Here is a 22,850-nt window from a genome sequence, read left to right as displayed (position 1 = left end):
CCATCGAATCAGATAGATTGGTTGCACCATGCTGAACCGCGCAACTGGCGCCGCACAGGCTCTGTCTCGAAGCGATCCGCAATCCGGCTCCGCCGAGCATGCGGAATATGCAGCGCTAGAGACGACGCTGAGAGGGTCCGAACTTGGCCGCCGATTCTTGGCGGACTATGCGCGCCAGCACCCCACACCGGAAGTCAAATTGCTGCTAGATGCGCTCGTGCGGCTTGAGTCCGCTTCGGCCGCACCGGAACGGACTCGCCAATCGCATGGCCTCGTGTCCGAGCTCGTCGCGATGAGCGAGACCATCGGCGAAATGCGGCGGGAGATCGGCGAACTCCAACGCGTGGACATCCCGGTGTCCGATCCGATTGCGGCGCCATGCGCCTTCGAGCAGATCGTCGAAGCCTCGGCCCGTGCAACATCCGATGTGCTCGAGGCACTGGAAGAGATTCAAAGCGTTTCATGGGCGCTGCGCGAGCAGGGCGTCGCGCTCGACTGTTGCGACAGGCTGGATGAACGGGCCGCCGACATCTACACGGCATGTGCACGGCGCGAGATCTCGGGACAGCAGACAGCCGATGCCGTGAACCTGCTGCGCGACGTGGAGCGCCGCATCGATGCGCTGATCGAGGACTGGAGCGACCACGAGACGAAGAATCTTCTGGATGCTGCTAAGGCTCTCGACGTGAGCGGGGCCTTCGAAACGGCGCCGCAGCAGACACGCGCCGGCGCAGCGACCGTGGACGAGAGCGAACCCGCTCGCGACGAGCAGCCTCATGCGGGTCCGGAACCAGCATCTGAACCGACACCGCGGCGGACGAACCGTCTCGTGCCCGAGGAGGTGCTTCCCGCTCCTGCAAACGATGCGGCCCCGGTAGACGAGCCCGCGCTTGTTAAGTTGCCAGCATCTACAAGCCTGCCAGTGCCTACCGGAGCGGCGGCACCTGCCCTTCTCTCCGACGGACCCCGCCCCTTCGAGCGGCCCGAGCCTTTGACCCTCGAAGCGCTTGTCGCCGCACAACGTGCGGCGCTTTTCGGATGACTTTTAAGTCAATAGTTTCAGTGCTTTAAGCTCAGCTCTGGAAAAATCGTCTGCCGGGTCTTGAAAGCCTATAGGCCCCTGCCCATTTCTGGGAGGACGCAAGATCCCCCAACGCGTCCCCCAAACTGACGCATGAAAATGCGAACGGCCCGGTCCCCCCACCGGGCCGTTTTCTTTTTAGGGTCGCTTTCGGAGAGGCTGTTTAAGCCGCTGTCTTCTTACGCATCAAGCGGCTAGGACGCAGGCGGGGCAAGAGCCGACGCCGCTCGGGCAGGCCGAGATTGTGGGCCGCCAGCACATTATCCAGGAACTGCTGTGCCGAGTTTTCCCAGCTGAAGTTCAAGGCATGGGACCGGGCATCCTCGCCGTTGAGGTCCAGGGCCTGCAGCGCCGCCGTCTGCAAGTCGCTATGGAGCACGCCGGCGGCTGGATCGGTCACGACGTCCTTGGGCCCGTGGACGGGATAGGCCGCCACAGGGACCCCGCATGCCAGGGCTTCCAGGAGCACCAGCCGAACGTGTCCGTAAGGCTGGGAAAGACGAAGACGTCGCCGGAGGCGTAGGCCGCGGCCAGCTCCTCGCCTTCCTTGGGACCGGTGAAGTGCACATCCGGGTAGGCGCGCTGGAGCTCCGTCAGTTGCGGACCCCCGCCGACAACGACTTTGCGGCCGGGAAGATCGAGCTTCAGAAAAGCCTCGATATTCTTCTCGACGGACACGCGGCCCACATACATGAAGACGGGACCGTCGCCGTACAGCCGCACGTTTTGCGGCCGGAACAGATCCACATCGACGCCGCGCGTCCAGCGCATCATGCGCTTGAACCCCTTGGCCGCGAGATCCTCCTCCACCGAAGGTGCGGCTACGAACATGCCGGCGCCGCTATTGTGGAAGCGGCGCTGGAAGCTGTAGCACCAGGATTCGGGCACAGGCAGGCGCGCCGAGACATATTCGGGGAAGCGGGTGTGATAGCTCGTGGTGAACGGTCGCTTGTTCCTACGGCAATGGCGGCGTGCCAAGAGACCAAGCGGTCCTTCCGTCGCGATGTGAACGAAGTCCGCTCCGACGCTTTCGATGTAGCGATCGACCATGCCCGGAGTCGCCAGCGCGAGCCTGATCTCAGGATAGGTGGGGCAAGGAAGCGTGCGGTACTGCGTTGGAACGAGGAAGCTGATTTCCGCGCCAAAATTGGGAATTTCCTGCGCAAGCCGCTCGTAGGTGCGCACAACTCCGTTGACCTGGGGGAACCAGGCGTCGGTGACGACGAGAACGTGCATTAGGCGGCCGCCTCAAGCTCCTTGGAGGAAGTCTCGGGCTCACGCACACCAGTATGAGGATTCCAACGGATGATCTGGAAGACTCCTTCTTCGGTCTCGACGACTGCCGTGCAGCTCTCGACCCAATCGCCCGTGTTGATATAAACCACGTCTTCCACCTGACGCATAGCGGCATGGTGAATATGTCCGCAGATTACGCCTTGGGCGCCACTCCGGCGGGCTTCCTGTACCAACGCGTGCTCGAACTCACCAATGAAATTCACGGCGCGCTTGACCTTGTACTTGAGATAGGCCGAAAGCGACCAGTAAGGCATGCCGAACCACCGGCGTACCGCGTTCAGGTGGGTATTGAACCACAGCGCGGTGACATAGCCCCAATCTCCAAGGAAGGCCAGCCATTTGGCGTAGCGCACGACGACATCGAACTCGTCGCCATGCATGATCAGATAGCGCCGCCCGTCCGCGCCGGTATGGACGGTCTGGCGCTCGATGGCGATGCCGCCGAACTGCGACCCGCAATACTCGCGCATGGCTTCATCGTGATTGCCGGGAATGTAGACGAGGTCGGTGCCCTTGCGGACCTCGCGGAGCAGTTTCTGCAGGACGTCATTATGGGGCTGCGGCCAATAGACTCCGCGCCGGATGCGCCAGAAGTCTACGATGTCGCCGACAAGATAAATCTTCGGCGCCTTGTGCGTCTTCAGGAAGTCCAGAAACGCTTCTGCTTGGCAAGCCTTGGTGCCAAGATGAATGTCCGAAATAAAAAGAGCACGATAACGCTGGACGCCAGCGTCGGACGGCTCCTCTTCTTCCCTGCGCGTGTCCAACATAGTAAATCGGCGAATAAGCTGGTTTTGTATCAGCGTTGTGACATCGCGCACGATCTGTGTACGACCAAAAACCGCAGTTGAAATGGACGATCCCGACGCCCCGCTAAACCATCGCCTGGACACGATTCTCGGCACCAGCGTGGTGTCGCGCGCTCCCCTTTCGGCCGGCTTCGGTTTGACCGGATTAGTGGCCACACTGAGCGATGGACGCCTTGTCGCCGTCAAAGCGCGCACAAACGATTCGACGCGCGGACCTAGCCTTGCACTCGAGGGCGCCATGCTTGCCGATCTGGCGCGCCTGTCGGACCTGCCCGTGCCGCACGTCTATGCGGCCGAGTCCGATCTCCTGGTGATGGACTTCATCGACAATGACGGCGGGTCCATTACGCCCGCTGTGGAGCGCCACGCGGCGACGCTGATCGCACAACTTCATGTCACGCCGCGCGATCGGTTCGGGTTTGCCTACGACACGCTGATCGGCCCGTTGCATCAGCCGAACCCTCTGAGTGAAAAGTGGCTGCCCTTCTTCCGCGACCATCGCCTGCTCCATATGGCGCAGGCCGCGCGCGACGAAGGCAGCCTGCCCCTCCCCCTCTACGGCCGGATCGAGCGGCTTGCGGCCGTTCTCGGCGAGTATCTCGCCGAGCCTACCCATCCAAGCCTTCTCCATGGCGACCTTTGGACAGGCAATGTGCTGGTCAAGGGCGATCGCATCGCCGGGTTCGTCGATCCGGCAATCTATTACGGACATCCCGAGATCGAGCTGGCTTTCACCACCATGTTCGGGACGTTCGGGCGCGCCTTCTTCGAGGCCTATGAGGAGGTTTTGCCTCTAGAGCCCGGCTTTCACGAACTGCGGCGAGACATCTACAATCTCTACCCGACGCTCGTGCATGTCCGGCTGTTCGGCGGCGGCTATGTCGCGGCTATCGAGCGGATCCTGGCGAAGCTCGGCGTCTGAGCTCGAGGGTTGCGGCAGCGACGATCGCTATTGGGCAAAAAAGAACCGGCCCGGGCAAAGCCGGGCCGGTCTCCCTGCGAACGAGCCGAAAGCTGAAGGCGTAAAGCCTTCATGAGGTCTCGACTCGCCCCCCCATTATGTTCCCGAGCCGTCGCTCGAATTCCTCGCGGTGTCACCCGCTTCGTTCTTCTTCAGGAGAAGAAGGCCCCCCAGCCCGTCCCCCGTGGTGTGATGCAAAGCTATCCCAGGGCGGCGCGGCGCTTCAACAAAGCGAAGCACCCTGAATGCACTTCGCTGTCGCAGTGTTGCGGAAATGCAAGAGGCCCGCTTCGGGCACATCCATGATCGTATTTTCATCTTATACTTCAATGTGTTATACATTTATCGCAAATGCGCCGCTGGGTCGCCACTCTCCGGATTGTGTTGCTGCCGGGGGCTCATGAATGCGCTCGAGCGGGAAATCTTTCGACGGTCTTGTGGCAAATGCGCAACGGCCTCCGACGAGCCGGCCACGAAGAGCTTTTTGCGGACGTTTGGGCGGCCTTCAATCGTCCCTATCGATGAGGCTCGTGGCGGCGAAGAAATTCGCGTTCCCGGCGTTGCGCGGCTCAACGCCATGTGCATCATGCCCCAAACATTCTCGCGGGGGAGACGATGAAGCTCGTACGGTTTGGTGAACTCGGGCAGGAAAAGCCCGGCATTCTGGATGCCAATGGCGCCATTCGCGACCTGTCCGGCGGCGTGGACGACATTGCGGACGAGGTCCTCACGCCGGCAGGTCTGCAGCGCCTGCGCGAGATCGATCCGAAGTCCCTGCCGCTCGTCGACGGCAATACCCGTCTCGGCGCACCGGTCGGCAATGTCCGCAAGTTCTTCGGCATCGGGTTGAACTACCGCGACCATGCGGAAGAGACCGGCCTGCCAATCCCCGAAGTGCCCATCGTCTTCGTGAAGGCGACCTCTTCGATCTGCGGTCCCAACGATCAGGTATTGGCGCCCGCGGACTTCAAGCGCATGGACTACGAGGTCGAGCTCGGCTTCGTCATCGGCAGCACCGCGAAGCGTGTGCCCGTCGAGACCGCGCTCGACTATGTGGCCGGCTATTGCATCGGCAACGACGTTTCCGAGCGCAGCCTGCAGAAGGGCGGTCCGGGTGAATGGATCAAGGCCAAAAGCTACGAGACATTCGGCCCGCTCGGTCCGTGGCTCGTCACGTCGGATGAGATTGCCGATCCGCAGAATCTCGATCTCACCATGGATCTCAACGGCGAGCGCATGCAGACGGGCAATACCTCGACCATGATCTTCTCCGTGGCCGAACTCGTCAGCTATATCAGCAAATACATGACGCTGGTTCCCGGCGACGTCGTCGTCACGGGCACGCCGCCAGGCGTGGGCATGGCGCGGAACCCGCGCGTGTTCCTCAGCCGGGCGACGACATGGTGCTGCGCATCGGAGGCCTCGGCGAACAACACTCGGTCGTGGTCGCCGAAAGCTAGGCGGCACCCTACTCCGGCTTCTGCCAGAGGGCGTGGAAGTGGTGCAGCGGCCCGGCGCCCTGCCCCACATGAATCTCGTCCGCGGCGATGATCGCCGCCGTGACGTACATCTTGGCAAGCTTGACGGCCTTTTCAACGGTCTCACCCTTGGCGAGCTCCGCGGCAATTGCCGAGGACAGGGTGCAGCCGGTGCCATGTGTATTTCGGGTCTCGTGGCGGGGGGCCTCGATCCTTAGAACGCCGTTCGCATCGGCGAAAATGTCGAGCGCCGTCTCGGCCATGGATTCGCCGCCGGTCAGTAGCACCGCGTCCGCCCCAAGAGCCCGCAGCCTCTCCGCGCGGCCTTCCATCATCTGCTCCCGGCTCTCCGGCGGCTCTCCAAGCAAGGCCGCACACTCCGCAAGATTGGGCGTGACGACGGTCGCGCGCGGCAGGAGCCGGTCTCGCAGCACGCCGACCGCATCTTCATCGAGCAACAGATCGCCGCTGGTCGACACCATGACGGGGTCGAGCACGACGGGAACGTCTTCGAAGAGGTCGAGGCCCGTCGCCACCGCCTCGACCGTCTCGGCCGTGGCCAGCATCCCGATCTTGATGGCCCCGACATCGAGATCGCGCGCGACAGATTGCATCTGCGCCAGCACGAACTCCGGCGGCACGGCCATGACATCGTCGACGCCAAGCGTGTTCTGTGCCGTCAGCGCCGTGATCGCGCTCGCGCCATAGACGCCCAGCGCGGAGAAGGTCTTCAGATCGGCTTGGATGCCCGCACCGCCCGATGAGTCCGAACCGGCCACGGTGAGTGCGATCAGGGTTCTGTCTGCTGTCATCTTGTTTGTGGTCCCCGGAAGTCAGTGAGTGCCGCGCGCCGCCCTGGCGCAGGTTTCCACGCTGGACGCTGGCGGCGTCTGCCCAGACAGGTCAGCCAATCGTCGCCAAAGACGGGAAGGCCTGCAGGATCCAGCCTGCGATGAGTGTCATGGAGTCCGTCAGGAAGAGGATGCCGGTCAAGACGAGAAGGCCGCCCATGATCTTCTCGACCTTCCCCAAATGCTTCTTGAAGCGCCCGAGGGCCTTCATGAACGGCTTGACCGCCACGGCGGCCAGGATGAAGGGAATGCCGAGCCCCAGCGAATAGACGAACAGCAGGCTCACGCCTTTGCTGACGGTCGACCCGCCCGCCGCCACCGCCAGAATCGCGCCGAGAACGGGGCCGATGCACGGCGTCCAGCCGAAGGCGAAGGCAAGGCCGATGACATAGGCGCCGAACAGGCCCGCAGGACGCGTATCGGCGTGGTAGCGCGCTTCGCGATGGAGAATGGGGATATGGATCACCCCGAGGAAATGCAGGCCGGCGATGATGATCACGACGCCCGCGATCTTCGACAGGATCGGCAGATTGGTCACCACGATCTGCCCCAATGCCGTCGCCGTAGCGCCGAGAATCACGAAGACCGTCGTGAAGCCCAGCACGAAGGCGACGGAGGACAAGACCACCGTCTGGTAGACATGGGCCGGGGTTTCGTCTTCGCCCGTGAGCTGGTCGAACGTGGTGCCGCCGAGGAAGCAGAGATAAGGCGGAACCAGTGGCAGGACGCATGGGCTGAGAAAACTCAGAAAGCCTGCCAGAAGCGCGCCGTAATAGGTGACGTCCATGAGCCTGTGCTAGTCCGCTTCCGGGGCAAGAGCAAGACCGCCCACCAAGTCGTGAAGATGGTTGATGACGGCGTCCGGTTCGAGCGTCGCCACCGGGACCGTGGAGTAACCATACGAGACCAGGACCGACCGCAGCCCGGCCGCGCGCGCCGTTTTCAGATCGGTCTGGCTGTCGCCCACGAGGAGCGTCGTCTCCGGCGCCGTGCCGAGCACCTGGACGAGCTCGAGAGCGCTGGCGGGATCAGGTTTGCGCGGACGCCCATCCTTTTCGCCGTGCACCACCTTGAACAGTCCGGCGATGCCGAGCCCCTCGAGGACATCGTGGGCGATCGGCTCCATCTTGTTGGTCAGCACCGCGCACTCGATATCCGCCGCGTTGAGCCGCTCGAGCGTCTCACGGACGCCAGGGTACAGTTTTGAGTTCTCGAAGGGATCGTCGCTGTAGTGCACAAGCAGGCGCGCGAAGGCCTTCTTGTGTTCCGCATCGTCGAGCGTCACGCCATGCTCGGCGAAGGCGCGATCGACCAGTTTCCTGAGACCGTTTCCCACCATGCCCTGGACCACATCCTCGGGATGGGGCGGCAGGCCGAAATCGGCCAATGTTCTCTCGATGGCCAGCGTAAGGTCCCCCACCGTGTCCGCAAGCGTGCCGTCGAGATCAAAGATGACGGCTTGGCACGGCTGGAGGTGTGACATCAGGCGGCGACGCCCGCTTTGGCGGCTGCGCGGATGGCCGCGATGTTCTTCGCGTAGTCGCCGTCCTTGAATACGGCGGAGCCCGCCACGAGCGCATCGGCGCCGGCCTCGGCGACGAGCCCGGCCGTGTCGACATTCACACCGCCATCGACTTCCAGATGGATCGGACGTTCTCCGATCATCTTGCGGATGGCGCGTATCTTTTCGAGCTGCGCGGGGATGAAGGTCTGTCCGCCGAAGCCCGGATTGACGGTCATCACCAGAACGAGGTCGAGCTTGTCGAGTACGTACTCGATGGCGCTCTCCGGCGTGGACGGCGTCAGGCTCACACCCGCCTTCTTGCCGAGGCTGCGGATGTGCTGCAGCGAACGGTCGAGATGGGGACCCGCTTCCGCATGCACCGTGATGATGTCGGAACCGGCCTTCGCGAACGCCTCGAGATAGGGATCGCACGGTGCGATCATCAGATGCGTGTCGAAAACCTTGTCAGAGTGCGGACGAAGCGCGGCGACGACATCCGGACCGAATGTGATGTTCGGCACGAAGTGACCGTCCATCACATCGAGATGGACCCAATCGCATCCGTCCCGGTCGATCGCCTCGACTTCTGCGCCGAGCTTGGCGAAATCAGCCGACAGGATCGACGGTGCGATGACGATCTCGCCCGGCATGGTCACGCCACCGCCGATTGGGGCGGCGTTGCGCCGTCTGCCAGAACGGCGACGCCCGGCAATTGCTCGCCGGCGAGCCACTCGAGGAAGGCCCCACCGGCCGTCGAGATATAGGTGAAGTTGTCCGCCGCGCCCGCCATGTTGAGCGCGCGCACAGTGTCGCCGCCGCCGGCGACAGAAATGAGTTTTCCGGCTTTCGTCCGGGCGCCCGCCTCTGTCGCAAGCGCAAAGGTCGCCGCGCCAAAGGGCGCGATCTCGAACGCGCCGAGCGGGCCGTTCCAAAGAACTGTGTGAGCGCCTTCGAGCTTTTCGATCAGCAGATCGACGCTTTTCGGTCCTTGATCCAGTGCTAGCGCGTCGGCCGGAATCTCATCGACACCGCACACGGATGTTTCGACATCCTCGGCCAGACTGTTCGCGACCACCACGTCGACGGGCAGCACGATCTCGCAACCGGACGCCTTGGCCTTCTCCGTGATCTCCTTGACGGTGTCGGCAAAGTCCGGCTCGCACAGAGACTTGCCCACGTCGATACCGTCGGCGAAGAGGAAGGTGTTGGCCATGCCGCCGCCCACCACGATCATGTCCATGCGCTGCGCCAGGTTGGTCAGCACTTCGATTTTCGTGGAGACTTTGGCACCGCCGACCACGGCCATCACGGGGCGCTTCGGGTATTCCAGCGCGGCACTCAGAGCATCGATTTCCGCCATCATCGCCATCCCCGCATAGGCAGGCATGAGACGCGCAATGGCCTCGACGGAGGCATGCGCGCGATGGGCGCAGGAGAACGCATCGTCCACATAGATGTCGCCAAGGGCCGCGAGTTGTTTGGCGAAGCCGATGTCGTTTTTGGTCTCGCCGGCGTGATAGCGCAGGTTCTCGAGCAGCACGACATCGCCGTCTTTGAGCGACGCGATCCCGGCCTCGACCTCAGGGCCGATGCAGTCATCGAGGAACAGGACGTCCGTACCCAGAAGCTCGGTGAGCTTCGCAGCGACCGGCTTCAATGAGGTCTCGGGTGAGCGCTCGCCCTTGGGACGGCCGAAGTGCGACATCAGAACGACTTTCGCTCCGGCTTTCCGCAGGGCTTCGATCGTCGGCAGGACGCGCTCGATGCGCGTCGCGTCCGCGACGGCCCCATCCTCGACGGGAACGTTGAGATCGGCACGGACGAGGACACGCTTCCCCGCCACATCAAGCCCGTCGGTGGTCTTGATGCTGGCGAGGTCGATGTCCGCCATGCCGTTCCCTGACGTCATAGCAAGCGTCCCATCGCGACGGCGGTGTCGCTCATGCGATTGGAGAAGCCCCATTCGTTGTCGTACCAGGCGACGACGCGGCAGAACGTGCCGTCGATCACCTGGGTGCCGGTCGCGTCGAACACGGAGCTGAGCGGGCTGTGATTGAAGTCCGACGACACCAGCGGCTTGTCGTTGATGCCGAGCACACCGAGCAGCGGCGCCTTGGATGCAGCTTCCGCCATGGCTTCGTTGATCTCATCCGCGCTGGTCTTACGGCCCGCCTGGAACGTGAGGTCGACGAGACTGACATTCGGTACGGGCACGCGGATCGATGCGCCGTCGAGCTTGCCTTCGAGATCGGGCAGGACAAGGCCAACCGCCTTCGCCGCACCGGTCGAGGTCGGGATCAGGTTCGCGGCGCTCGCACGGGCGCGGCGCGGATCCTTGTGGAGCGTATCCACCGTCCGCTGATCGCCCGTATACGCGTGGATCGTGGTCATATAGCCACGCTCGATGCCGACCAACTTGTGCAGGACTTCGGCCACGGGGGCGAGGCAGTTGGTGGTGCAGGACGCGTTGGACACGACGACGTCGGCCTCAGTGAGCTTCTGGTCGTTGACGCCATATACGACGGTGAGATCGGCGCCCGAGCACGGTGCGGAGACGAGCACGCGCTTCGCGCCTGCCTTCAGGTGCTGAGCGGCGGCTTCGCGCTTGGTGAAGCGGCCGGTGCATTCCATGACGATGTCGACGCCAAGCTCGTCCCACGGCAGTTGCTCGGGATCGGGCTCGGCCAGAACCGCGACGTCCTTGCCATTGACGCGGAGGCTGCTGCCGTCCACGGAGATCTCGCCCGGGAACTTGCCGTGCACGGTATCGTACTCGAGCAGCAACGCGTTCATATCGGCAGAGCCGAGATCGTTGATCGCCACGAAGTCGAGATCGTCGCGGCCGGCCTCCATGAAGGCCCGGAACGTCAAACGGCCGATCCGGCCAAATCCATTAATGGCAACGCGTGGTGTGGCCATAACCTCCCTACCCTTTACGTATCTATGACTTAAACAATGAGCTCGCGCGCCGCGGCCGCAACGGCCTCGGGCGTGATACCGAAATGCTTATAGAGTTCTCCAGCCGGGGCGGAAGCACCAAATCCGCGCATCCCGACGAAGGCCCCCTTCGGGCCCAGCCATTCCTGCCAGCCGAACTCGACAGCTGCCTCCACGCCCACGCGCGGCGCCGATCCCAGGACGGCGTCCTTGTAAGCGGGCTCCTGAGCTTCGAACAGCTCCCAACAGGGCATGGACACGACCGCGGCGTTGACCCCCTCACCGCCCAGGAGCTTCGCCGCCTCGACGGCCAGCGAGACTTCCGAACCAGTTGCAAGCAACGTGACGTCGCGCGCGCCGTCTGGCTCGATTAGGACGTATGCCCCCTTGGCGCAGAGGTTCTCGTTGGTGGGCGCCGTCCGCAGCAGTGGCAGACCTTGGCGCGTCAGTGTCATGATCGCGGGCGAGGACTTGGACTTGAGCGCGATGTCCCAGCACTCGGCGCATTCCACCGAGTCGGCCGGGCGCATCACGTTGAGATTGGGGATGGCCCTGAGCGCGGCCAATTGCTCGACCGGCTGGTGCGTCGGACCGTCCTCGCCGAGCCCGATGGAATCATGGGTCATCACATAGACCACACGCTGCTCCATCAGCGCCGAAAGCCGGATCGCGGGACGGCAGTAGTCGGAGAACACCAGGAAGGTTCCCGAATAGGGCACGATCCCCCCGTGAAGGGCCATGCCGTTCATAGCCGCGCCCATGGCGTGCTCGCGCACGCCGTAGTGAATGTAGTTCCCGGAAAAGTCGCCCGTCTTCACGATGCCGTGCTGTTTCGTCAGTGTACCGACAGAACCGGTGAGGTCCGCCGAACCGCCAACCAGACCCGGCACGACGGGAACGAGGCGCTCGAGCACTTTCTGCGAGGATTGCCGCGTGGCGAGCTTCGCACCTTCGGCGGCGAAATCGGCCTTGATGCCGGCAACGGCCTCGGAGATGGCCGCGGCCACCTTCGTATCCACGGGGTCGACGAGATGGGTGCGTTCGTCCGCATCCAGTTTTCCGGCCGCTTCCGTCCAGCGATCGAACGCCGCCCGGTTGCGCTGGCCCGCCTCGCGCCACACGGCGAGGATCTCGTCCGGCACCACGAACGGGGGATGCGGCCAGCCCAGCGCTTCGCGCGCGCCGGCGATCTCCTCATCGCCCAGCGGCGAGCCGTGGGTGGAGGACGTGCCCTGCTTGTTGGGCGCGCCGTAGCCGATCACGGTCCGGCAGGCGATAATGGAGGGTTGATCGGTGACGTTGCGCGCATTCTCGATGGCGAGCGCCACCGCTTCCGCATCGTGACCGTCCACGGCCGCCGTGTGCCAACCGGAGGCGCCGAAGCGCTGCAACTGATCGTCGCTGACCGCGAGGTCCGTCGATCCGTCGATCGAAATCTGATTGTCGTCGAAAAGGACGATCAAGCGGCCGAGCTTCAAATGTCCGGCGAAAGAGATCGCCTCCTGGCTAATGCCTTCCATCAGGCAACCGTCGCCGGCCAGGCAATAGGTGAAGTGGCTGACGATGTCGTCGCCGTAATGGGCGTTCTGCAGACGCTCCGCGAGCGCCATTCCCACCGCGTTGCCGATCCCCTGCCCCAGCGGGCCCGTTGTCGTCTCGATGCCGGGCGCATGGCCGTATTCGGGGTGGCCGGCGGTGCGCGCGCCAAGCTGGCGGAAGCGCTCGATCTCTCCGATATCCATGTCCGGATAGCCGGTCAGATAGAGCAGCGCATAAAGCAGCATCGACCCGTGGCCCGCCGAGAGCACGAAGCGGTCCCGGTCCGGCCACTCGGGATGGGCGGCGTCGAATTTCAGAAATTGCGTGAACAGGACCGTGGCGACATCGGCCATGCCCATGGGCATGCCGGGGTGGCCGGAATTCGCCTTCTGCACAGCATCCATGGCGAGCGCCCGGATAGCGTTCGCCATGTCCTTATGTGTCACATCCGCCACTGCCTGATCCTGCATCGATGGCCCCTAGCCCCGTGTTGTTGTGACGCGTCCAACGCCTAGTAAGCGCGAACGCCCATCGCCGCCTTGACCGCGTGATAGCCCACGAGAAGCTGGGTCAGCGCCAGCGGGTGGCTCTTACGCGCGCCATTGGCTCCGTTGGCGATATCGATACGACCGACCTGGTCGCGCAAGTGACCCGCCTCCGGGATGAGATTCCAGAGCAGATCCTCGATCCGCTCGGCTCTCTTGTCGGAGATATTGCCGTTGATCTCAAGTACGTCGACGGGTTTTCCATCCCTATCGCGCGCGAGCTCGAGATGCAGGCCCGCATTGCTGCTGCCGTCGAACAGCGGCGAGAAGTCCGGGTGCGGCAATGTGGGCCGCAAAAGATGCCGCACGCTGAGATGGGTATCGGTGTCGTCCACCTCCTGGGGCGGCAGGAACCGGATGACGATATCGGCGAAGGTGCGCTGCGGATGGATGAATTTCGAGCTGTCGCGCTTTCGCCTTTCGAGCGAGGCGACAACGTCCTCCAGCCTGTAGTTCCGCTTCGTCGTGTCCCGGTGGATCTTCCATTTGATCCTCAGGTCGTCGACCGGATCGAGGTATATTTTGACGTCGTAGCAGTCCCGCATGGCGCGCGTGCTATAGCCGAGCAGGCCTTCGACAATCACGAACTCGGTCGGTCTGAAATAGCGCGGACGCCCTAGTGTCCCGTCGTGGTGGCAATAAACGGGCTTCAGGACCGGCTCGCCCTTGCGCAAGAGCCGCAGGTGCTGCTCGAGAACGTCGATGTAATTCGCGCGGGGGTCGAGGGCGGAAAGACCCGCGTCGTTCCGCTCCTTCCGGGAATAGCAGTGGTAGTCGTCCGTGCAAAAGACCGAGCAATGCTCCTCACCCAGAATCTGTGCGACTCCGGCCGACAAGGTCGTCTTTCCAGACGCAGAATCACCCACGATTCCGAGGATGATCGGATGATCTACTCGCTTGGGCATATCCCTTCCCAGGCGTCTCCAACCGTTATGGCTTATTAGGCGACGTCGCGAGCCGCCACACTCGCAAGGCGGTCGGTCGGCAGATAGCTCGTCATGATCTGCCGTTCGCCCGTCGCACCGGTTATCATCATTGTCTGCACTTTATAGTGCGATTTTCCGCGCTCCACGCCTTCGAGCATAGGCCCGTGGTGATGCCCGTCGCGCAAAAGAACACATCGTCCGAGGTTATGAGTTCGTCGCGCTGGTACCAGCGCGTGGTGTCGATGCCGGCATCGTGCACGGCCTGCGTCTCCGTTTGGAGCTGAGGATCGAACCGGGCCAGGAACTCACCGCCGATGGCACGGACGGCGCAGGCGGACATGATGCCCTCCGGCGTTCCTCCCGTCCCCATCAGCGCATCGATCGACGAACCCGGAACGGCCGCCATAAGCGCGCCGGCCACGTCGCCTGCCGGATACATCGCCACGCGGGCGCCTGCGGCCAAGATCTCGTTCACGAGCTCGCGGTGACGGGGTTTCTCCAGAACGAAGACGTTCAGATCGTAGATATCCTTGCCCAGGACCTTCGCGAGTTCCTCAAGCTTCTTTGCCGTTGGCCAGGACGGGTCGATCTTGCCGCGCGCGGGCGCTGCGGCCACGAACTTCTCCATGTAGAAGGCGGGGCCTGGGTCCATCATGGCGCCGCGCGGCGCGACAGCCAAAACCGCCAAAGCGTTGGTGAGGCCGCGGACGAGGTAGCTGGTGCCCTCGACCGGATCGACGGCGATATCGGCCTTGAAGGCCGCGCCGGGGCGTCCCAGGCGCTCGCCGCGGTGCGGCTGCGGGGCTTCGCCCGCCGTGGCCTCGCCGATGACGACCACCGCGTCGACGTCGATCTCCCCGAGCGCGGCGCGCATGGCTTCCAGCGCCGCATTGCCGCCATCGTCCGCGTCGCCTCGGCCGATCCAGTTGAAGGCCGCGCAGGCTGCGCCCTCGGTCACGCGGCGCAAAGCAAAAATGAGATCCGGATTGGCCGGGCTCGGGGTCTCCATGACGTCTCCTCCGCGGTGCCTTCGAGGCTCTGCTCTCAGGGCTCTGCTTTTGGGGGTTCTGCCGTACGCAGGGCGCCCGGACGCGTATCCGGGCCGCCCCATGGCGCCACTCCCCGGGCGACTAGGCTCGCGCCCCTGTATATCTTATGGGTCGCCGTAGCCCAAATTATCAAGCGCTTTGGCCGTTTTGCCCTTCATTTGGGCGGAGGATCAGACCGAATGGCGGCGCGGATCCAGCCAATCGCGTAAGCCGTCCCCCAGGACGTTGATCGAGATCAGCACGGCGATGAGAACCAGGCCGGGTAGAACCGTGACCCACCAGCTCCCGGCGAACATGAGATCGTAGCCGGAGCGGATCAGCGTGCCGAGCGACGGCTTCGTGACCGGCATGCCGAGCCCGAGAAAAGACAAGGCCGCCTCGGCCATGATCGCGCCGGCGACTTGCGTGGTGGCCACGATGATCAAGGGAGAGAGGCTGTTGGGGAGGATGTGGCGGCGCAAGATGGTCCAATCGGTGTCGCCCACCGCCCGGGCCGCACGCACGTAATCCTTGGTGGCCTCGACCAGCACCGCGGCGCGGGTCGTGCGGGCGAAAATGGGCCATTCCGCGAGGCCGATCACGACCACTAGCAGCGGCACCGCGAAGACGCTGAGCGCCGCGCCGCCGAGCCCGGCGCGAACCAGCGCCATGGCGACGATGGCCATCATGAGGGTCGACAGGGCGAGTTGGATATCGGCCAAGCGCGTCACGACGGCATCAGTGCGCCCCCCGAAATAGCCCGCAAGCAGCCCCAAGGTCACGCCGATCACGGCCTGGATCAGCACCGCCAGAACGCCGATCACGAGCGAGATGCGGGCGCCGTAAAGGATGGCGCTGAGGAGATCGCGGCCTTGCGCATCGGTCCCCAGCGGAAAGCGGGCCTCGCCCCCTTCCAGCCAGGCCGGGGGCAGTTCGGCATCCAGAATGTCGAACCCGGCAAGGTCGAATGGGTCCTGGGGCGCGATCACCGGCGCCAACAAGGCAGCCGCCGCGATGACGACCAGCACGATGAAGGCAAGGCCGACGCCTGGCCGCCCTCGGGTGAAGGCCAGCACACCGTTTGTGCCAGCCGCGGCGGGAGACACGCTCATCGTGCCCCCTCCAGGCTGACGCGGGGGTCGAGCGCCAGGCTCAGAAGGTCGACCAGCGTATTCACCACGACGAACAGCAATCCGACGAGCACAAGATAGGTCGTGATCAGGGGAATGTCGGAGCGCGTCACCGCCTCGAGAAACAGAAAGCCCATGCCGGGCCACTGGAACACGGTCTCGGTCAGGAGCGTATAGGCGACCAGCGTGCCGACTTGCAGACCGCCGACCGCCACCAGCGGCAGCAGCGCGTTGCGCAGCGCATGGACGATCCAGACGCGCAAGGGCGAGGCTCCTTTGGCCCAGGCGGTGCGCACATAGTCATGCCCCAGCTCGCCGAGCATGGCGCTGCGTACCAGCCGGACGAACAGCGGCAGCATGATCGAGGAGAGCGTGAGCGCCGGCAGCAGGAGGTGCTCCAGGCCGTCGAGCGTGAGGACCCCGGTGGTCCAGGGCCCGATGGCGACGGTCTGGCCGCGCCCGAACGCTGGCAGCCACCCGAGCCAGACGGAGAACACCGTGATGAGCACGATGCCGGTGAGAAACACGGGGATCGAGATCCCGAGCACGCTTAAGCCCAGAACCAGCCTGGCGCCAAGCCGGTTGGGACGGACGGCGCAGTAGACGCCGGCCGGGACGCAGAAGAGCAGCACGATCAGGCTCGCGCCCAGCACCAATTCGAAGCTCGCCGGAAACTTGGCCAGCACCACATCGACAGTCGGCTTCTTGTAGATGAAGGAGGTGCCGAGGTCCCCGTGGGCGGCCCGGCCGAGATAGTCGGCAAACTGGACGGGCCACGGGCGGTCGAGACCCAACTCCTTGCGCAACTCGGCGCGCTCCGACTCCGACACCACCTGCCCCGTGAACTCGCGGATCGGATCGCCAAGCTCTCGCGTACCGCAAAGGCGATAACCAGGATCGCCAGCATGACGAGAAGGGCCTGAACGAGCCGCCGCGCGAGGAATGCTAGGGCCGAAAGCAGACTATCCATTTTGGCGCGCTCCCGGATCGGGGCGCTGCGCCGAGTGGAAACCGCTCAACGCCGCGTCAAACCAAAGCCGATGGACGCCGCCACCAAGGCTTGCCACGGCACGAACATCACATGCGGCATGCGCAGCACGGCCGCCGGGTACAGCATGATGCCCGCCACCGCGCCCGCAAGAACGATCAGCCCCCAATTTTGGGGCCGGCGGATCGCCGCCGCCGGAATTCCGGCGCCGAAAGCCGACAGGCCCGCCCCGACAGCACCGGCCACCACGCCCCCGATAATGAGTCCGGAAGCTTCGCGTGTCGCCTTCGCTCCGGTCTCGGAGCCGAACGCACCCGAACCGATCAGGAATTGATAGAGGTCGTTGGCCGTGTTCACGGCTGCCAGCCAGCCGAGGAAGACCAGCACAGCAGTCAGCAGACACTTGCCCACCTCGCGCGACACCCAGGCCCACATGCAGACGGCAATACCGATCGCGAAGGCAAGGCCCGCATGGAGCGGGCTGCTCGCCGTGTTGAGGATCAGCCCGTCTTCCTCGAGGCGAATGGACGGCAATGGCGATGGCAGGCTCGAGATCAGACCGGTCAGGATTCCAACCAAGGCCATGGTCAGAACGACACGCGCGCGATTGGGCAACCGCGGCTGGGTGTCGTCCTTCAGGAAATCCCAAACCATTACCTTTAGCGGGCAATGCCAATGTCGCTGCCGCGCCCCCCTAAGCCGTTGCCGCTCGTAGCCGCCCGCGCGGGGATGCGCGCTTCGGCGAACCACATGATGCAACTATAGCCTAGGCGCCGATATCAGACCAATTGACCTGGACCGCAGTGGCCACGGTCGAAGTCTGGTTCAGGACTGCTCCGAAACGGACTTCAGTTGGGACAGGCCCTTGTCGATGTCGTTGCCCATCATGCCGAGCCCATTGAAGACGACGCAGAACGCCTTCTCCATGAAGTTGTGCGTGCCATGCATCGCCCAGGTGACCTCGGTTTGGTCGCTCCCTGTCTGGTTGGCTTTGGGCGTGAAGCTGAAATCCGAATTCGTGCCGCCTTCGAACGGCCGGGTGAACGTCACCTGGATGTTGACGGCCTTGTCGGGCTCGCTTTCGACGATGGTCATCTTGCCGGCCCCCACATTGTCGTCGCCGTCCCAGGTCATCGCGGCGCCCTTCCCTGCCTCGGGTCCTTCGAACGCGACCTTGGCATCGGGGTCGAGCTTCGCCCAAGGCGACCACGCCTCCCAGTTGCGCAGATTGTCGACGTTCCCAAAGACCGCGCCCGCCGGTGCGGCGACGGTCACCGAGCGTTCGACCCTGTACTCGTCGGGCTGGAGCGCGACGTAGATCGCAAAGGCGCCGATCAGCACCAAGAGCACGAGCAGAATTTTCTTGAACATCACCAATCCTCCCCAGAAGGCGCGACCTAGTCGATCACGAGGTCCGCAAGATAGGGCATGTCTATGGCATTCACGATGGGCTCGATATTCACATTCTTGCGCGCGGCCCACGCAAGGTGCTGCCATTGAATAGGCAGCAGCGCCGCATCGTCGGCAAGTATCCGCTCGATCTGCTTGAGGACCTCGGCGCGGGCTTCAGGATCCGTCATCGTCTGCGTCTGCATCGTGAGCCGGTCCACTTCGGCGTTCGAATAGTCGCCCGCGTTGTATTGGCCGTATCCGGTCTTGGCGTCCGGCGTCATGGCCAGGAACTCGTAGAAATTCGCCGAGTCTTGCGTATCGGACTGCCAGCCGATCATCAGGATATCGCCGTCGCGCTGGTCGAAGCGCTGCCAATACTGCGCCTCGGCATGGTTTGCAGGTCGACCTTGATGTTGATCTTGGCCAGCATGGCGGCGACCGCCTCGGCGATGCGGGCATCACCCACGTAACGATTGTTGGGCGCGATCACGGTCACCGAGAAGCCGTCCTCGTACCCGGCTTCCTTCATCAGCGCCTTGGCCTTCTCGATGTCATAAGGAGGCGTCAGACCCGGATCGTGTCCCGCATAACCTTCGGGGCTGACCTGCCCGGCGGGCGTTGCGAAGCCGCGCATGATCTTCTTGGCGATCCCTTCCCGGTTGATGGCATAGCTCATGGCCTTGCGGACGCGCGGGTCCTTGAACGCCTCGACGCGATCCTGGTTCAGCTGGAAGGTCAAAATCCGGGTCGATGGCATGGTCACAAGCGTGCAGCAGGACGCCGCTTCCAAGCGCTTGAAGTCCGTGGGCGGAACGGGCGCGATGAAATCCACGTCACTGGCAAGAAGCGCGGCGACCCGGGTCGCGGGCTCCTTGATCGGCGTCAGCACGATCTTGTCCACGTTGCCCGGCGAGTCCTTGTCCCAATAGTCGTCGACGCGCTTGAGCTCGAGCCGGATACCTTGCTCGCGCTTCGTCACGCGAAACGGCCCCGTCCCACTGATGTGGGACGACGCGAAAGACGACCCGTGTTTCACCACCGCATCCTTCGGCCGGCCGTTCTCGTCGGTCCCTGAATAGAACTCGCGGTCCATGGGGAAGATGTAGGTGGCCAGATTGAGCGTGAGCGGATACGGCGCCTTGGTGACGATGTCGACCGTGTGCGCATCGACTGCCTTTGCTGATTCAAAAGGCTCGTACAACGCTTTGAAATCTGGACTCTTCTTGAGGCGCTCGAAAGTCCAGACCACGTCGTCCGCGGTCATCTTGCGGCCCGAGTGAAACGTCACCCCGTCCCGCAAATGGAAGCGCAGGGTGACGTCGTCGACCTGCTCCCAGCTTTCCGCAAGGCGCGGCTCGAACGAGTTGTCCTGGCGGCGCCGCACCAGCGGATCGAACACAAGATGCGAGAGCTGCAGCGTCGCGCTGGCGAGCTGCTCATGGGGGTCGAGCGAGGTCGGATCGGCGTCGTAGGCCATCCGAAGCGTCTTGCCCTCGGCAGTCGCGATCGTGGCGCATCCCAAAAGCGCCACGAGAAAGATCATCAGAAAGCGGGTCATGGATGCGATTTTTCGCCCAACTCGGCGCATCCCGTCCAGACGAAAACGATTTGAGCGGCATTTTGGCCGCCAAAGGTCGTACTCGGGTCCTCTTGCCTCTCCGTCCCTGGCCGATAAAGTCCCCCACCCGCGCCCGAACAACGCTAGGAGTGCCGCATTGTCCGGCTTTTTCGTTACAGGCACCGACACCGAGGTCGGCAAGACGCTGGTGTCCGCCTGGCTGCTGACCCAGCTCGACGGCGCCTATTGGAAGCCGATCCAGGCCGGCACCGTTCCCACCACGGACTCGGCGACCGTTCAGCAACTGGCCGAGCTCCCCGTCAGCCGCGTCCTGCCCGAGGCTTATCTCCTGCCCGAGCCCATGGCGCCGCACGAATCCGCGCGCCGGGCCAACATCGCGCTGGACATGGAGAAGATCAAACTGCCGCCTCACGATGGGCTCGTGGTGGTCGAGGGTGCCGGTGGCTTGATGGTGCCGATTTCGGACGGCGTCTACATGATCGATCTTGCAGACGCGCTCGACCTGCCCATTGTCCTTGTCGCCCGCTCGACGCTCGGGACGATCAACCATACGCTGCTGTCGCTGGAAGCGATCAGGCGGCGGGGCCTGCCGCTCGCGGGCGTCGTCATCAGCGGGCCCGAAACGCCGCATAATCGGGCGGCCATCGAGCGCTTCGGCAAGGTCGAAGTGATCGCCGAGATTCCACAGCTCGAGACGGTCAACCGCGACACGCTGAAGGCTATCGAGCCGGAACTCGATCTTCTCAAACTTGCAACGGTAAGGCCGTGAACGAACACTCAAATCTACAGGGCTCGCAGTCCGCAGAAGAGATCATCGCGCTCGACAAGCGCCATGTCTGGCATCCCTACACGCAGCACGGCATCGAGGTGGAGCCTCCCGTGATCGCGCGCGCCAAGGGCGCATCGCTGTTCGACGCGGACGGGCGCGAGATCCTGGACATGATCTCGTCCTGGTGGACCTGCACCCACGGCCATGCCCATCCCAAGATCAACGCCGCGCTCTCCCGCCAGGCGGACACGCTGGAACACATCATGTTCGCCGGCTTCACCCATGCGCCGGCCGTCAATCTCGCCAAGGCGCTTTCCGAGCTGTTGCCGGGCGATCTGAACCGAGTCTTCTTCACCGACGACGGCTCCACCGCCGTCGAGACCGCCATCAAGGTCGCCTACAAATCCTGGTTCAATCGCGGCCAGACGCGCCGGACGCTGATCGCCTTCGACGGCGGCTACCACGGCGACACGCTGGGTGCGATGTCGGTCGGCCGCAGTTCGCAGATGTTCGGGGCCTTCAAGGATCTGATGTGCGACGTCCGGGTCGTGCCCTACCCCGCCACGTTCGAGGGCGACGATGCGGTCGAAGAGCGCGAGGCCGGAGCCTTGTCCGCGCTCGAAGCGCTCTTGGCGGACCACAAGCAAGACATCGCAGCGATGATCATCGAGCCGATGATGCAGGGTGCGGCTGGCATTCGCATCTGCCGTCCGAGCTTCCTCAAGCGCATGGTGGCCATGGCACGCGAGGCGAAGGTGCTGGTAATTTTCGACGAGGTCGCGACCGGCTTCGGGCGGACCGGCAAGCTCTTCGCCATGGAGCATGCGGAGGTCACGCCGGACATTGTCTGCCTCTCCAAGGGCCTGACGGGCGGGTACATGGCGCTCGCGGCCACGGTCGTGCGCGATCAGCTGTTCGACATCTTCCTCGGACACGATTTCGACAGAGCTCTGCCGCACGGGCATTCGTTCACCGGCAATCCGCTGGCCTGCGCGGTGGCACTCGCTTCGCTCGGCCTCTACGAGGAAGAGCAGACGATGGCGCGGATCGCGCAGATCAACGCGCACCACCGGACCATGCTCGACGTGTTGGCGGCACGGACCGACGTGATGCGGCCACGGGTGCTCGGCTCGGCGCTCGCCTTCGACTTCGGCAGCGACACCCAGTACCAGTCGGAGGCGAGCCTGAAGCTGCGCGCGTGGTATCTGGCGAACGGGCTCAATATTCGGCCCATCGGCTCGACGGTCTATCTGATGCCGCCCTATTGCATCACCGACGAGGAACTCGCCCACGCCTACGCCACCATGATCGAAGGCATGGACCGGCTGGCGTCAGGGTCGCTCTAGACGCCCATAGACGATGTGCCATGTCACGCGGCCGCCGAAGCGGATATTGGTCGCGCGGATGGCCCGGCGCAGCGCGCCCGGCGAGAGCGGGTCGTAGCCGTCGCGCGGATGAAGACCGCCGACAGCCTGCATGCGCCGGAGGAAGGAAAGTGAATCCTTATCGGGCGTTAGATGCTCTTCTTCGACCACGCCGGGCAACTCCGGCAGATACGGCGTACCGCTCGGGAGACCTTCGGTGGCGAGCACGGTGCGCCACTCCGCGAAGCTGTCGGGTCCTAAGGTCGCGAACAGGAGCACACCGCCCGGCGCGAGCCGGCGCTGCAATCCCGTCAGCACGGCGACCGGGTCGTTCAACCAGTGGAGCATCATGCTGGTGACGATCAGGTCGAGAGTCTCGTAGGCGATGGGCGCGGCCGCATCCAGGACCTCGTAGGAGACGTTCGCGCCCGTGCCTTCCAGATTGCCGCGGCAGGCCCCGATCATGCCGGGGGCCGCATCGGTCAGATGAAACTCGCCGTCCGGGTAGCGCGCCACGAGATGACGGCTCAGCAATCCCGTCCCGCAACCGAGCTCCAGCACCTTCGGCGCGTCGAAGTCGGGAAGGTGCTTCGCGAGCCTTGCCGCGACATCGGCCTGCAGCCCGGCGTGCGCTTCGTACACGTACGCCTTCGCGCCGAACCGCGCCGCGATG

At 64.0% G+C, this 22,850-nt stretch carries 21 protein-coding genes and 2 pseudogenes; 5 read left to right on the top strand and 18 right to left on the bottom strand.

Features of this window, described 5'->3' with window-relative positions; translation table 11 throughout:
• Nucleotides 1–28: 28 nt before the first annotated feature.
• Complete coding sequence (locus AUC70_RS12900) at nt 29–1,042, top strand: hypothetical protein (RefSeq protein ID WP_069445235.1); 1,014 nt, start codon at nt 29–31, stop codon at nt 1,040–1,042.
• Between the two features lie 202 nt (nt 1,043–1,244).
• Here AUC70_RS12900 and AUC70_RS12895 read toward each other — a convergent pair.
• Nucleotides 1,245–2,317 (bottom strand): annotated as a pseudogene (locus AUC70_RS12895) (glycosyltransferase family 4 protein).
• Nucleotides 2,317–3,147: a UDP-2,3-diacylglucosamine diphosphatase gene (locus AUC70_RS12890; protein ID WP_069445234.1), complete on the bottom strand. Its 831-nt coding sequence runs from the start codon at nt 3,145–3,147 to the stop codon at nt 2,317–2,319. Before AUC70_RS12890 ends, AUC70_RS12895 begins: the two are co-directional and overlap by 1 nt.
• Nucleotides 3,148–3,229: 82 nt before the next feature.
• Between AUC70_RS12890 and AUC70_RS12885 the strand changes: the two genes are divergently transcribed.
• Together AUC70_RS12885 and AUC70_RS12880 are read left to right on the top strand one after the other, a co-directional pair.
• The gene (locus AUC70_RS12885) at nt 3,230–4,108 is read left to right on the top strand and encodes a fructosamine kinase family protein (RefSeq protein ID WP_069445233.1); all 879 of its coding nucleotides are present in this window, start codon (nt 3,230–3,232) and stop codon (nt 4,106–4,108) included.
• 654 nt (nt 4,109–4,762) lie between these two features.
• A pseudogene (locus AUC70_RS12880) lies at nt 4,763–5,607 on the top strand (fumarylacetoacetate hydrolase family protein).
• An 8-nt stretch (nt 5,608–5,615) separates the two neighbouring features.
• Here the strand turns inward: AUC70_RS12880 and thiD are convergent.
• The 15 genes from thiD to AUC70_RS12810 all read right to left on the bottom strand — a co-directional run bounded on the left by thiD (nt 5,616) and on the right by AUC70_RS12810 (nt 20,023).
• The gene (gene thiD, locus AUC70_RS12875) at nt 5,616–6,437 is read right to left on the bottom strand and encodes a bifunctional hydroxymethylpyrimidine kinase/phosphomethylpyrimidine kinase (protein ID WP_069445232.1); all 822 of its coding nucleotides are present in this window, start codon (nt 6,435–6,437) and stop codon (nt 5,616–5,618) included.
• A gap of 91 nt (nt 6,438–6,528) precedes the next feature.
• The gene (locus AUC70_RS12870) at nt 6,529–7,263 is read right to left on the bottom strand and encodes a cytochrome c biogenesis CcdA family protein (RefSeq protein WP_069445231.1); all 735 of its coding nucleotides are present in this window, start codon (nt 7,261–7,263) and stop codon (nt 6,529–6,531) included.
• Between the two features lie 9 nt (nt 7,264–7,272).
• Nucleotides 7,273–7,959: an HAD-IA family hydrolase gene (locus tag AUC70_RS12865; protein ID WP_069445230.1), complete on the bottom strand. Its 687-nt coding sequence runs from the start codon at nt 7,957–7,959 to the stop codon at nt 7,273–7,275.
• Nucleotides 7,959–8,630 (bottom strand): ribulose-phosphate 3-epimerase, encoded by a 672-nt coding sequence (gene rpe, locus AUC70_RS12860; RefSeq protein ID WP_069445229.1) that lies wholly within the window; start codon nt 8,628–8,630, stop codon nt 7,959–7,961. Before rpe ends, AUC70_RS12865 begins: the two co-directional genes overlap by 1 nt.
• Nucleotides 8,631–8,632: 2 nt before the next feature.
• On the bottom strand, nt 8,633–9,871 hold the full coding sequence (locus AUC70_RS12855; protein WP_193427325.1) for a phosphoglycerate kinase: 1,239 nt from the start codon (nt 9,869–9,871) through the stop codon (nt 8,633–8,635).
• A 14-nt stretch (nt 9,872–9,885) separates the two neighbouring features.
• Complete coding sequence (gene gap / locus AUC70_RS12850; RefSeq protein WP_069445228.1) at nt 9,886–10,899, bottom strand: type I glyceraldehyde-3-phosphate dehydrogenase; 1,014 nt, start codon at nt 10,897–10,899, stop codon at nt 9,886–9,888.
• 29 nt (nt 10,900–10,928) lie between these two features.
• Nucleotides 10,929–12,926 (bottom strand): transketolase, encoded by a 1,998-nt coding sequence (gene tkt, locus AUC70_RS12845; RefSeq protein ID WP_069445227.1) that lies wholly within the window; start codon nt 12,924–12,926, stop codon nt 10,929–10,931.
• A 41-nt stretch (nt 12,927–12,967) separates the two neighbouring features.
• Entirely contained in the window at nt 12,968–13,906 is a 939-nt protein-coding gene (locus AUC70_RS12840) for a phosphoribulokinase (protein WP_069445226.1), read from the bottom strand.
• Nucleotides 13,907–14,033: 127 nt separating this feature from the next.
• Entirely contained in the window at nt 14,034–14,936 is a 903-nt protein-coding gene (locus AUC70_RS12835) for a class II fructose-bisphosphatase family protein (protein ID WP_206599388.1), read from the bottom strand.
• A 210-nt stretch (nt 14,937–15,146) separates the two neighbouring features.
• Nucleotides 15,147–16,067, bottom strand: coding sequence for an ABC transporter permease (locus AUC70_RS12830; RefSeq protein ID WP_069445225.1), 921 nt, complete (start codon nt 16,065–16,067; stop codon nt 15,147–15,149).
• Entirely contained in the window at nt 16,064–16,915 is an 852-nt protein-coding gene (locus AUC70_RS12825) for an ABC transporter permease (protein ID WP_206599387.1), read from the bottom strand. Before AUC70_RS12825 ends, AUC70_RS12830 begins: the two co-directional genes overlap by 4 nt.
• 185 nt (nt 16,916–17,100) lie before the next feature.
• On the bottom strand, nt 17,101–17,727 hold the full coding sequence (locus tag AUC70_RS12820; protein ID WP_069445224.1) for a hypothetical protein: 627 nt from the start codon (nt 17,725–17,727) through the stop codon (nt 17,101–17,103).
• A 171-nt stretch (nt 17,728–17,898) separates the two neighbouring features.
• Nucleotides 17,899–18,444: an SRPBCC family protein gene (locus AUC70_RS12815; protein ID WP_069445223.1), complete on the bottom strand. Its 546-nt coding sequence runs from the start codon at nt 18,442–18,444 to the stop codon at nt 17,899–17,901.
• A gap of 26 nt (nt 18,445–18,470) precedes the next feature.
• Nucleotides 18,471–18,803, bottom strand: a complete 333-nt coding sequence (locus AUC70_RS17610; protein WP_206599386.1) for a periplasmic substrate-binding domain-containing protein — start codon at nt 18,801–18,803, stop codon at nt 18,471–18,473.
• On the bottom strand, nt 18,803–20,023 hold the full coding sequence (locus tag AUC70_RS12810; protein ID WP_206599385.1) for an ABC transporter substrate-binding protein: 1,221 nt from the start codon (nt 20,021–20,023) through the stop codon (nt 18,803–18,805). Before AUC70_RS12810 ends, AUC70_RS17610 begins: the two co-directional genes overlap by 1 nt.
• 157 nt (nt 20,024–20,180) lie before the next feature.
• On the opposite strand from AUC70_RS12810, the gene bioD reads away from it, so the two are divergent.
• Complete coding sequence (gene bioD / locus AUC70_RS12805) at nt 20,181–20,813, top strand: dethiobiotin synthase (RefSeq protein ID WP_069445222.1); 633 nt, start codon at nt 20,181–20,183, stop codon at nt 20,811–20,813.
• Nucleotides 20,810–22,159, top strand: coding sequence for an adenosylmethionine--8-amino-7-oxononanoate transaminase (gene bioA, locus AUC70_RS12800; RefSeq protein ID WP_069445221.1), 1,350 nt, complete (start codon nt 20,810–20,812; stop codon nt 22,157–22,159). Before bioD ends, bioA begins: the two co-directional genes overlap by 4 nt.
• Here the strand turns inward: bioA and AUC70_RS12795 are convergent.
• On the bottom strand, nt 22,145–22,819 hold the full coding sequence (locus AUC70_RS12795; RefSeq protein WP_069445220.1) for a methyltransferase domain-containing protein: 675 nt from the start codon (nt 22,817–22,819) through the stop codon (nt 22,145–22,147). The genes bioA and AUC70_RS12795 overlap by 15 nt on opposite strands.
• Nucleotides 22,820–22,850 lie beyond the last annotated feature (31 nt).

This window comes from Methyloceanibacter stevinii (genome assembly GCF_001723355.1).
GTDB classification, from domain to species: domain Bacteria; phylum Pseudomonadota; class Alphaproteobacteria; order Rhizobiales; family Methyloligellaceae; genus Methyloceanibacter; species Methyloceanibacter stevinii.
Note: the sequence above shows the minus strand (reverse complement) of the source record. Positions and strands in the feature narration are given on the sequence as shown.

Bases quoted from the DNA above. Each gene is read 5' to 3' on its own strand.
- rpe (WP_069445229.1), bottom strand. From the start codon at position 8,630: ATGCCGGGCGAGATCGTCATCGCACCGTCGATCCTGTCGGCTGATTTC.
- AUC70_RS12840 (WP_069445226.1), bottom strand. From the start codon at position 13,906: ATGCCCAAGCGAGTAGATCATCCGATCATCCTCGGAATCGTGGGTGAT.
- thiD (WP_069445232.1), bottom strand. From the start codon at position 6,437: ATGACAGCAGACAGAACCCTGATCGCACTCACCGTGGCCGGTTCGGAC.
- AUC70_RS12830 (WP_069445225.1), bottom strand. From the start codon at position 16,067: ATGAGCGTGTCTCCCGCCGCGGCTGGCACAAACGGTGTGCTGGCCTTC.
- tkt (WP_069445227.1), bottom strand. From the start codon at position 12,926: ATGCAGGATCAGGCAGTGGCGGATGTGACACATAAGGACATGGCGAAC.
- AUC70_RS12820 (WP_069445224.1), bottom strand. From the start codon at position 17,727: ATGGTTTGGGATTTCCTGAAGGACGACACCCAGCCGCGGTTGCCCAAT.
- AUC70_RS12810 (WP_206599385.1), bottom strand. From the start codon at position 20,023: ATGACCCGCTTTCTGATGATCTTTCTCGTGGCGCTTTTGGGATGCGCC.
- AUC70_RS12835 (WP_206599388.1), bottom strand. From the start codon at position 14,936: ATGGAGACCCCGAGCCCGGCCAATCCGGATCTCATTTTTGCTTTGCGC.
- AUC70_RS12870 (WP_069445231.1), bottom strand. From the start codon at position 7,263: ATGGACGTCACCTATTACGGCGCGCTTCTGGCAGGCTTTCTGAGTTTT.
- AUC70_RS12865 (WP_069445230.1), bottom strand. From the start codon at position 7,959: ATGTCACACCTCCAGCCGTGCCAAGCCGTCATCTTTGATCTCGACGGC.
- gap (WP_069445228.1), bottom strand. From the start codon at position 10,899: ATGGCCACACCACGCGTTGCCATTAATGGATTTGGCCGGATCGGCCGT.
- AUC70_RS12815 (WP_069445223.1), bottom strand. From the start codon at position 18,444: ATGTTCAAGAAAATTCTGCTCGTGCTCTTGGTGCTGATCGGCGCCTTT.
- AUC70_RS17610 (WP_206599386.1), bottom strand. From the start codon at position 18,803: ATGATCGGCTGGCAGTCCGATACGCAAGACTCGGCGAATTTCTACGAG.
- AUC70_RS12900 (WP_069445235.1), top strand. From the start codon at position 29: ATGCTGAACCGCGCAACTGGCGCCGCACAGGCTCTGTCTCGAAGCGAT.
- AUC70_RS12885 (WP_069445233.1), top strand. From the start codon at position 3,230: ATGGACGATCCCGACGCCCCGCTAAACCATCGCCTGGACACGATTCTC.
- AUC70_RS12855 (WP_193427325.1), bottom strand. From the start codon at position 9,871: ATGGCGGACATCGACCTCGCCAGCATCAAGACCACCGACGGGCTTGAT.
- AUC70_RS12890 (WP_069445234.1), bottom strand. From the start codon at position 3,147: ATGTTGGACACGCGCAGGGAAGAAGAGGAGCCGTCCGACGCTGGCGTC.